The following is an 8,878-nucleotide window of genomic DNA, read 5'->3' on the forward strand; positions in this document are numbered from 1 at the left end:
CCTCCTGCAGGTTATTGTGGGTCCACCTTGATTGTGCCTTTAAACATATTGATGGATGAAGGCATAGTTTATTCTAAGAAATCCAAAAAAATAGCATGATTGATACATTAAGCAAAAGGCATGTTAGATTTAGGTGGCCTTGCTAGCTGCTATATCAAAGAATTAGAGCAATCCACAGAGACGAACTCAGTCGATTAACGGTCTATAGAGTGGAATTCATAATGCATCACAAGCCTGATCGGGACAGAAAACTCCCTGCTCCGGTATGTATTGTTCTACGAGAATTCCATTTCACAGAGCGATTCGTCTTCTATCTGCGGAAAAAGGGAGATATACTCAGAAAAGAAACGAGGTGAGGAGGTTCAATCCTCTATTAGATCGATTGTACCGCCTTCCTCGGTGATTTTCCTCTTGGCACTATCTGAAATGTCCTCAACACCTCGGAGATCTAGTTTTCGTGTAACTCTGCCTGCGCCGAGGACCTTGTCTATTCCCATTTCAGAAACATCAATTTCATATCTTTCGCCGTTCTTCTCAGCAAGACCTTGTTCAACCAGCTGATCTGCGCGCATATCGATATCTCGTATGTTAAGCACACTGATGTCTTCAATAACCCGCTGTGGTCTTGTGAAACCATGCTTTCCAAAATAGTTGGGATCTTCAGCTATTACCTTCTGATAGTGGTGCTTCTCGGATCCTGCTGCACCCTTACCGCCACGTTGACCTGATTTCCTATGACCCTTCGTGAATCCGTATCCTGAACCTCGTCGACCACGGGTTTTGTTGATTTTCTTCTTCTTTCGATTAGCCATTCTTTTATCTCCTCTATGCTTTCTTCAATCGAATTTCTAGGACGCCATTTCTGATAGAAGAGCTCGCATCTTCCTTCTTGACTTTGCCCGGCAACTCAATTTCTTTGTGATAAGGTTTTGCCGGATTATCAACACGTATTGTGAGCTGCTGTCCCTTAACACGGACGTTAATATCGTCCTTGTCTACACCTGGCAATTCTGCCACGACGATAATCTCATTATCTTCCTCAATAACATCCACTAGCGGCTCGTATTGACCGGCTCTAGGACTTCCTTTTTCCTGGAAATCAGTGTTACCGAATCTCTTGATGACCGGTTGCCCATCGGGACCAACACTCATTGAGAATCCAAAGACAAATGGATTGGTTCTTCCTTGCTGTTTCATGAATTCGTTGAGTGATTTTCTGTCTAGCATACCCTCCTTCCTCATCTGTCTCATCATCCGCTCCATCATCTTATCAATATCTGCAAAGAACCCTTCCGGAAGGAACTCACCAAACCACTTACGTAATTCCTTGCGTGGATCCTCATCATCGTCATCATAATACCAAGACATGATTTTTCACCTCTTTTGCTTCACTATATCATTCTCTTGGCAAGGTTATTAATGTCAGGACCGCGGTATCCGAGTACTCCCCCTTTCTTGATTGGGTCACTTATTTTTCCGCGATATCCTCCACTTGGTGGACTTAGTCTGAATAATGGCTTCAGACCTTCAACGTCTGACAGTTTGGCCTCACCTGCTGCGAGTGACTTCGAAAATTCCTTCATAGACTTGTACTCAGAATGCTCTTTGACGTACTCATCGCTTAGTCTTCTGTTTCCAGAAAGGCGACCACGTTTCCTAACAAGCATCTCAGCTATGTCTGAGTCTATTTCACCCCACGTGACATAATCCTTCACTCTATTGATCATGCCTCTCATAGACTGAGTGTTCTGTATGACTATGGCGCTATGATTTCTTCCTAGTCGTAGCTTCTTCAGAGTATCCTCAATTTGAGGTCTAACTCTTACGTTACCACGTGTTCGGATAACCAGCAACATTTGTCCTTCGTTACTCATTCTGTAACAACCCCTGTTCGTCTGGCCCACTCTTGGGGTGGAAGCATCTTGTAGGTTTGCTGCAGTGCGTCAACAAATGCTTTGGCGAAGTTGCCAGAAATCCTTGATCTTCCTCGACGCTCCGACCAGACATCTTCAACACCAGCTATACTAAGAACAGTTTTTCCCACATCTGCGGTGACAAGTCCTGTTCCTTTTGGAGCTGGTTTAAGAGTCACACGGACTGAACCCGATTTTCCTGTGACTTCGAATGGAATGCTATGCGGATCATCGCAGCGACATTCCCACGATCCACAGCCTCTCCTGAAGAGAGTCAGGTTAAGTTTGGCTCTTGCCTCAGCCGCTCGAATGGCCGGAACAAACTCTCCAGCCTTTCCAGTACCTATTCCGATAATTCCTTCCCCGTTACCAACAACAACACTGATTCTGAAGCTCCGCTGTTGGCCGCTGTCTGACTGTCTGCGCACAACAGTTACATCTACAATTTCCTGTCTTAAATCGGGAAACAGCATATCACCAATTTCTGGTTCACGTATAGTGTAGTTGTTCTCAACTATTTCTTCAAGACTATTGATGTGTCCTTCCTTGACAAGACGACCAAGTCTGGTCTTCGGGACCCAGTCTTCTAGTGAATCTCTATTTCTACTCATTCTTCATCAATCCTCTATTTCTTACGCTTCTTGTCATGGCTTTGGACCAGTCTTCTTCGGTGCTTGATAGGCTTCGCCCGTGGTGGGTGCTCTTCTGGCTCTTCACGTTCTTTGGGCTCATGCTTCTTTTGAATAGGCCGTCTGTCTTTTGCCTTTTCTTTCATCTGTTCGAGTTCTTCAACCGAGCTTTCAATGATTGTCTCTTTGGCTTTCTCAAACTGCTCAGGAGCCTTTGATACATCAACACCCATGCGCTCGAGACGATCGAACATATGATTCTCCTCATCACTTTCATTGAAATGCTCATAGGCAGCTGCAATATGTTCGCCTTGTATTCTTGAGTCGTCTGGTAACACTTCTGGATTATGGGGGACATCAATCCCGCCATCAAGTGCTCCTTTCAGAACAGCAAAGACTGAAGACCCCGCAACTGGGGGATTCAATCCTATATCCAATACAGCTTCTTCGATTCCTTTTTCTTTTGCTCTCTTTGCTGCGAGAAGACCCGTAAGATATGCTGCGGGCATATTTCCCATCCCCATATCCCAGCCATATGCATATAGCTCGCTGGAGACCGCTGCTGCTATCGTCCGATCACCAGAGCGCTTTGCAATGATGAATTGTGCAATAGTTCGTGTATTGGTTTTTCTGACAACCAAACGTGGTTTTCCAGACAACAGAAGCCTGCGCCTGCGATAGTAATCAGTGCGGCCTTCTCGACGACGTCTGAATTTGACTTTGTACGTAGATCCACGTGCCATTATTCTTCAGTCTCCAAGTTTCTTTCTGAAATGTATGTTCTCAGGTGTGCAACGTTTCTGAATGTGTTCCCCTTGGCTTTTCTGTAGAGGGTTCTGTAGACCGAAGATGTGATTTCACCTTCATCACGCATACGTCGAAGTTCCTTCCTAATTGGCCGGATTTTTCTAATCCAGCGGTCCTTCTTTGACAGCTTTGCGGTGGCCTTGCCTTTCTTGCGGCCTGGTCCTTTTCGTTGTCCTTTCCGCTTCTGAGCTGCCTTATGTCGTGCTCGGCCTCTGCTGACACCCTTCTTTGCTTTCTTCTGGATGATACCTTCATCAATGAGTCTTCGGATGTCATTCTTTGTGATGGCCAGGCTTACTTCATCTACCCATTCTGGGTCAATCCAAACACGGGATTTGCCTACACCCATCACTTCTGCAGCTAGTCTTTTCTGTGCAGTAAGCTTCATTTCATTCCACCTCGATATCTTCTAAGCCTTCGAGCTCCTCGAATAGTTCTTCTTCGATGATAGCTTCCTCTACACCCGGGTTGAGAACTCTAAGCATCATTGCATCAGCTTTCTGAATGATATTCTGACGCTTCCTCTCTCCGACAGTACCGCCAATCCGGACAGCTTGTTTTGTGGGATCCAGTCCTTCTAGGTCTGCAGGACGATGAACAAGCACCTCTTCGTATCCTGAAGGATGAAGCCCTCGTACTTCCTTAGGTGTACGAAAGCCAGCAGATGGCATCTTTATGTGCCCTTTCTTCTTTTCACGGATATCACTATCGATTCCGCGTACTCGCCTCCAGGAATCATCTACTCTCTTCCATCGATGAGCTTGATTGTGTCTGAATTTGGGTTTTCGTTGCTTCTTTTTCTTCGCTATTCTCCAAATCCGTTCATCAACTTCTGGTTCAGTATCCATTTCAGGACCCGGTTCTTCTGGAGCCGCTGCCTCCTTGGGAGGAGTTGGCTTCTTTGCCTTCTTCTTTTTCTTTGCCTTCTCGGGAAGCATATCCTCCGCCGCTGAAATCATTTCCTCTGCTCTGCTTTCGCTTATTCCATCAACCTTGGTAGCAACTTCTTCAGCTTCTGCCCGTGCCAAGTCATTGAGATTCTTGTATCCTGCATCAATCAGTCTCTCTTCAAGAGTAGGCCCCACACCTGATATGTCACTCAACGACGGTTCTTTCTTCTTTGCTTTCTTTTTCTTCTTTTTTGGCTTAGGTACAAGCTTCTTCGCTTGTGCAATAAGGTCCTCAGCTTTGCTCTCGCTGATACCTTTTACTTCCGCAACTTTTTCAGGTTGAGCTTTTGCAAGTTTCTTGAGTGACGAATATCCACTCTCTTTCAATCTCTCCTGTAGCGTAGGTCCTACGCCATCCAAATCCTTGAGAGTGGGTTTTTCTTTGGAACTTCCTGACATTTCTCTGTCTCCTTTAGACTATTGATTCGATTTCGTCGCCTTTCCTCTTCCTGATAACATAGACGCCATCAAGGAAGATTCGCCTGTCTTTGTCTCTGATCTTCAGTGATTGCTGAATATTGGCTGCTGTTTGAGAAACGGCTTCGATGTCTATTCCACTAATGATAACGTCATCATCTGTGGTTTCGATTTCCACGTCTCCCATTACTCTTGCTCGACGTGGTCCTTGCTCTCCAATGAAATTCTTGATGAGCACCACGTCTCCATCACGTTCCACAGTTATTGGAAAGTGGCTGTAGACGATTTTCATCTCGTAGGTGTAACCTTTTGTCACACCTATCATCATGTTGCGAGTGTGCGCAATGACGGTTCCCACCAATGCCCTTGTATTCTTACGAGAAATAGGGGTTGTAGCTACTAGCTCGTTTTCTTCTATAGAGAAATCTACCAGAGGTTCCGGAAAGCTTCTTTCTAAGTCACCAAGCTCTCCTGCAACTTTGATTGTCTTTTCCTCGATTGTAACGTCTACTTCATCAGGAATCTCTATTCTTTGTTCGTATGCTGCTTCTGTGGACATTTTTGAACCTCCTTCAATATACATAAGCCAGTAATCTTCCACCAATTCCACGTTTCTTGGCTTCTCGATGTGTCATGACCCCTTGTGGGGTAGTTATTATGAGAACACCGTAGTCATAGGCGGGCAAGTATTCTTTCTCAAACTTCTCATAACCATCATGTTTGACTGGAAATCTCGGTTTGACTACACCGCACTTGTTCGTCCGGCCCATCAGTTGAACTCTAAATCTACCTGCTTTTCCATCATCAATTCTTTCGAATTCTCCGATGTATCCAGTCATTTGCATGACTCGAAGTACTCGCTCAATCAGACTAGATGCTGGAGCGATGGATATTTCTGGTTTTCCGACTAATTCCGAGTTATAGATGGTTGACATCGCATCAGCCAATGGATCTAATAATGTCATCTTCCTTCTTGCCTCCTTAGCTGTATTTACGGAATCCGAGTTTCTCCGCTACCTCCCTGAAGCAACGTCGGCAAAGATTCAGATTATATCGACGAATAATGCCCTGATGTGTACCACAGCGCATACAAGTTCTATTTCCTTTGCCTCTCGGTTTCGTCTCATTTTCATCATTGTTCGTCATTATCTGTCACCTCAGAAGAGATATGTTCGCTCCCTTTCCTTCTCAAGAATCTCAACGCCAAACTTTTCCTTGATGAATACCATACTTTCTTCTGGTGTAATTCTATGGCGGTATGGTATCTTCTTTTTCCGTTTTCTCCTTCGCTTTATCCTGAAACCAGGCCTCTCTACACACACAGTAATATTCATGCCCTGTATGCCAAGGTCTGGATCGTATTCGATACCTGGAATGTTGATATGCTCATCTATTCCAAATGCGAAATTGCCGCTCTGATCCCAATTTTTGATTAGGAGAGTGTTTTCTTTCGCTTCAAGGGCTCTTTCCAAGAAGTTCTCTGCTTTTTCGTGTCGAAGCGTAACTCTTACCGCTATGGGCTCTCTACGACGAATACCAAACTCACGAACCGTCTGTTTTGCTCTGGAGTATACGGGTTCTTGGTGGGTAAGCTTCTCAAGAATAGTCTCCGCTTTGTCTAGCTCATCTCCGCCACTGGTGCACATATCGACAACTACTTTCGCTATCTTCGGCTGTCTCATTGGATATGCTTGCCAATCTTGGACGTACAGTTCTTCATTTGGTATACTCATTTAGAATTGCCCCCTAAGCTAATTTCGGGCTTGTCTTCTCCCAAAGCAAATATGTAATCTAGGGCAGTCTCAAACCTGTCGCCCTGTCTATCTTGAATTGTTACAGTACTCGCATGAGTACCGAGTTGTTTCTGAATTTTTATGATGGTTCCTTCCATACCGACGTTCTTTCCACGTGTAACCAGTGCATCTACCCCGTCCTTGAGCGGAATGACCTTCAGTATGTCCTGCTCAGGCACTGTGATTTTGAGCGTATCATAGGGAGAGTAACTTGACTGGTCCTCGCCTTCAGGAAGCAATATGTTCTTTCCATCATGAAGCGTAAGCTGAACTTTCCCTCCGGGAACCATCTGCTTCTTCTCAATTCGGCAAAGTTTGATTTTTGCTTCCTCATCATCAATGGGGTGAAGTTCAAATCCACCTTTTACATGAGGCAAAAGACGGAATCTTTCATCTGAAGACTCTATATGGATTACATCCATAAGACCAACAGGGAATCTTGGATCTTTACGTATGATTCCATCAACTTTCAACTGCTCACTAGAAAGTATTGCCTTTACTTCACGCATATTCTCGGCGTATCCAAGAACTTCTCTTAGTAAGAGAGTTAGTGTAAGGCAGTGTTCTTTTGGATGTGGCCCTGGAATAACCCTTGCAACAAACTTGGTCTCCTTTCTTGGAATGGGCCAATGCTTCGGTGCTGGCAAACGTTTCTGGTGTTTTTTCTGTCCGCGACGTGCCATTTCTATTCACTCTCCATGCTTCGCATCATTCTCTTCTCTATTCGCTCTTCTCTCTCATCATCCATTTCCGGTTGGAGAAGCATGAGGTTTGAGGGGTGGATCGGCACAGCTATCTCGGTGCCATCTGCTTTCTCAGTCTTTGCACTATCGAGATAGACTCTTACTTCCTTGTAATCGAGCCGTTCAACAGTGCCCTCTGTCTCTCTGAATCGCCCTCGCATAATTTTGACCAGATCACCTTTCTTAAGTTTCATAGATCTGAGACCATATTCTTCTCTCAGAAATTCATCTAGTCTTACATTGAACATATTCTTGTGTGAATGTATACTACCCTGATGAATGCGTTTCCGCTGCTTACTCGGTGATTTTGGACTGTCTTTCGTCAATTGTATCTACCTCACACTATCTTGGATGCTATAGCCGCTACTCGAGGCCATTTGAGCGTAACTTCCTTTGCCATTGGACCTCGCAATTCTGAGCCCTGTGGTTCTCCACCTGGCTTCACAAGAACTGCTGCATTGTCTTCAAACTGAATCCACGATCCATCTGGCCGTCTGTAGGGCTTTCGTTGCCGAACGATTACCGCTTGAAGCACCTGTTTTCTGAGTTCTTGCTTTCCTTTGATAACACCGACATTAACCAAATCACCAATGCCAGCCTTGCCAATCTTTCTGATAGTGCCTTTGTATCCGAAAACAGTAATGATTTCTAATTCTCTGGCTCCTGAATTATCAGCACACAAGACCCGTGCACCGATGGGGAGCCCCCTAGCTATTTTCGGCATGAATCTCCTGATTCCTCTACCAACTTTTCTCGACATTGTTTACTCCTCCTTTCCTGAAATTGGCGATTGTCTTGACACAACAACACAGGAAACATTCTTGCTAAGTGGTCTACATTCGACTACTTTCACCTGGTCTCCTTTCTTGACTTTGATACAAGGTGGCAAGTGCGCATGCTTCTTTGTTCGGCGACGTTCATATCGGGAGTATTTCTTGACAAGAGATAGGTAGTCCATCTGGAAGGTGATTGCCTTGTGCATCTCCGTACTTGTTACCACTCCTTCCATGATTCTTCCCCTTACGGGTAAGTGTCCATGAAATGGACAATGCGGATCATCACAAACCTCCTCTGGAGGTTCTACCCCGGGAATACCGATGTTTCTGACTGCATTTTCACCTTTTGCCATGTTTACCATCTCCTCCTGAGCCTCTGTTTCATTCGTTCCTCAGGCCGTCCTTCCAGTAGTTTTCCATCGACTCGAACAACTCTCCCATCTGGAAGTGAGAAATCAAATACTGCATTACCCTTTGGAATCTTAACAGTACCAGAAGCTATTTTCAGTTCCAACATATTCTTGCTTTCTCTAATGACCTGTCCTTTGTTTGAAATCTGGGTTGGATCCGTTGATTGTGCTACGTGGGCCTTTAGCCCCACCAGCTCGTGTCTAACGATGTTTTCGGGCTGAATTCTCATCGGGGTACCCCCAGTTCTTCTTCTCGTTCGACTGTAAGAATACGCGCAATCGTTTTCTTCACTTGCCGAATCTGATAGGGATTCTCAGTTCCTCCACCTGTCGCGACTTCTGTACGAAGACTTGAAAGCTGGTCGTACAGCTCCTCTAGCCTCTTTTTACGTTCCTCAGGTGTGAGGTTTCTGATGTCTTGAGCGGTAAGTCTTGCCATT

At 45.1% G+C, this 8,878-nt stretch carries 17 protein-coding genes; all 17 read right to left on the reverse strand.

The annotated features are described in order from the left end of the window. Positions 1 to 362 precede the first annotated feature (362 nt). From GF309_02870 to rpmC, 17 genes are read right to left on the reverse strand one after another with little or no spacing between them, the layout of a single operon-like run. A complete protein-coding gene (locus tag GF309_02870; protein ID MBD3157708.1) occupies positions 363 to 812 on the reverse strand; it encodes a 50S ribosomal protein L15 in 450 nt (149 codons plus the stop codon). Between the two features lie 13 nt (positions 813 to 825). Next, positions 826 to 1,368: an Hsp20 family protein gene (locus tag GF309_02875; protein MBD3157709.1), complete on the reverse strand. Its 543-nt coding sequence runs from the start codon at positions 1,366 to 1,368 to the stop codon at positions 826 to 828. 23 nt (positions 1,369 to 1,391) lie between these two features. Then, the gene (locus GF309_02880; protein MBD3157710.1) at positions 1,392 to 1,856 is read right to left on the reverse strand and encodes a 50S ribosomal protein L30; all 465 of its coding nucleotides are present in this window, start codon (positions 1,854 to 1,856) and stop codon (positions 1,392 to 1,394) included. Between the two features lie 14 nt (positions 1,857 to 1,870). Then, entirely contained in the window at positions 1,871 to 2,524 is a 654-nt protein-coding gene (locus tag GF309_02885; protein ID MBD3157711.1) for a 30S ribosomal protein S5, read from the reverse strand. 14 nt (positions 2,525 to 2,538) lie between these two features. Then, positions 2,539 to 3,285, reverse strand: a complete 747-nt coding sequence (locus GF309_02890) for a 50S ribosomal protein L18 (protein MBD3157712.1) — start codon at positions 3,283 to 3,285, stop codon at positions 2,539 to 2,541. Beyond that, positions 3,285 to 3,737 carry a 50S ribosomal protein L19e gene (locus tag GF309_02895; protein MBD3157713.1) on the reverse strand — a complete coding sequence of 151 codons (453 nt, stop codon included), beginning with the start codon at positions 3,735 to 3,737 and terminating at the stop codon, positions 3,285 to 3,287. Before GF309_02895 ends, GF309_02890 begins: the two co-directional genes overlap by 1 nt. A gap of 1 nt (position 3,738) precedes the next feature. Next, positions 3,739 to 4,698, reverse strand: a complete 960-nt coding sequence (locus GF309_02900) for a 50S ribosomal protein L32e (protein ID MBD3157714.1) — start codon at positions 4,696 to 4,698, stop codon at positions 3,739 to 3,741. A 13-nt stretch (positions 4,699 to 4,711) separates the two neighbouring features. Further along, on the reverse strand, positions 4,712 to 5,275 hold the full coding sequence (locus tag GF309_02905) for a 50S ribosomal protein L6 (GenBank protein MBD3157715.1): 564 nt from the start codon (positions 5,273 to 5,275) through the stop codon (positions 4,712 to 4,714). Positions 5,276 to 5,288: 13 nt separating this feature from the next. Continuing rightward, positions 5,289 to 5,681, reverse strand: a complete 393-nt coding sequence (locus tag GF309_02910) for a 30S ribosomal protein S8 (protein MBD3157716.1) — start codon at positions 5,679 to 5,681, stop codon at positions 5,289 to 5,291. A 16-nt stretch (positions 5,682 to 5,697) separates the two neighbouring features. After that, entirely contained in the window at positions 5,698 to 5,862 is a 165-nt protein-coding gene (locus GF309_02915; GenBank protein ID MBD3157717.1) for a 30S ribosomal protein S14, read from the reverse strand. Positions 5,863 to 5,873: 11 nt separating this feature from the next. After that, complete coding sequence (locus tag GF309_02920) at positions 5,874 to 6,449, reverse strand: 50S ribosomal protein L5 (GenBank protein MBD3157718.1); 576 nt, start codon at positions 6,447 to 6,449, stop codon at positions 5,874 to 5,876. After that, positions 6,446 to 7,192: a 30S ribosomal protein S4e gene (locus GF309_02925; protein ID MBD3157719.1), complete on the reverse strand. Its 747-nt coding sequence runs from the start codon at positions 7,190 to 7,192 to the stop codon at positions 6,446 to 6,448. The genes GF309_02920 and GF309_02925 overlap by 4 nt, the downstream gene beginning before the upstream one ends. 2 nt (positions 7,193 to 7,194) lie before the next feature. Continuing rightward, entirely contained in the window at positions 7,195 to 7,584 is a 390-nt protein-coding gene (locus GF309_02930) for a 50S ribosomal protein L24 (protein ID MBD3157720.1), read from the reverse strand. Positions 7,585 to 7,589: 5 nt separating this feature from the next. Next, positions 7,590 to 8,012 carry a 50S ribosomal protein L14 gene (locus tag GF309_02935; protein MBD3157721.1) on the reverse strand — a complete coding sequence of 141 codons (423 nt, stop codon included), beginning with the start codon at positions 8,010 to 8,012 and terminating at the stop codon, positions 7,590 to 7,592. Between the two features lie 3 nt (positions 8,013 to 8,015). Next, positions 8,016 to 8,381, reverse strand: coding sequence for a 30S ribosomal protein S17 (locus GF309_02940; protein MBD3157722.1), 366 nt, complete (start codon positions 8,379 to 8,381; stop codon positions 8,016 to 8,018). Positions 8,382 to 8,383: 2 nt separating this feature from the next. Next, a complete protein-coding gene (locus tag GF309_02945) occupies positions 8,384 to 8,668 on the reverse strand; it encodes a ribonuclease P protein subunit (protein MBD3157723.1) in 285 nt (94 codons plus the stop codon). Then, positions 8,665 to 8,877, reverse strand: a complete 213-nt coding sequence (rpmC, locus tag GF309_02950; GenBank protein MBD3157724.1) for a 50S ribosomal protein L29 — start codon at positions 8,875 to 8,877, stop codon at positions 8,665 to 8,667. Before rpmC ends, GF309_02945 begins: the two co-directional genes overlap by 4 nt. Position 8,878 lies beyond the last annotated feature (1 nt).

The organism is Candidatus Lokiarchaeota archaeon (assembly GCA_014730275.1).
Lineage (GTDB): Archaea > Asgardarchaeota > Thorarchaeia > Thorarchaeales > Thorarchaeaceae > WJIL01.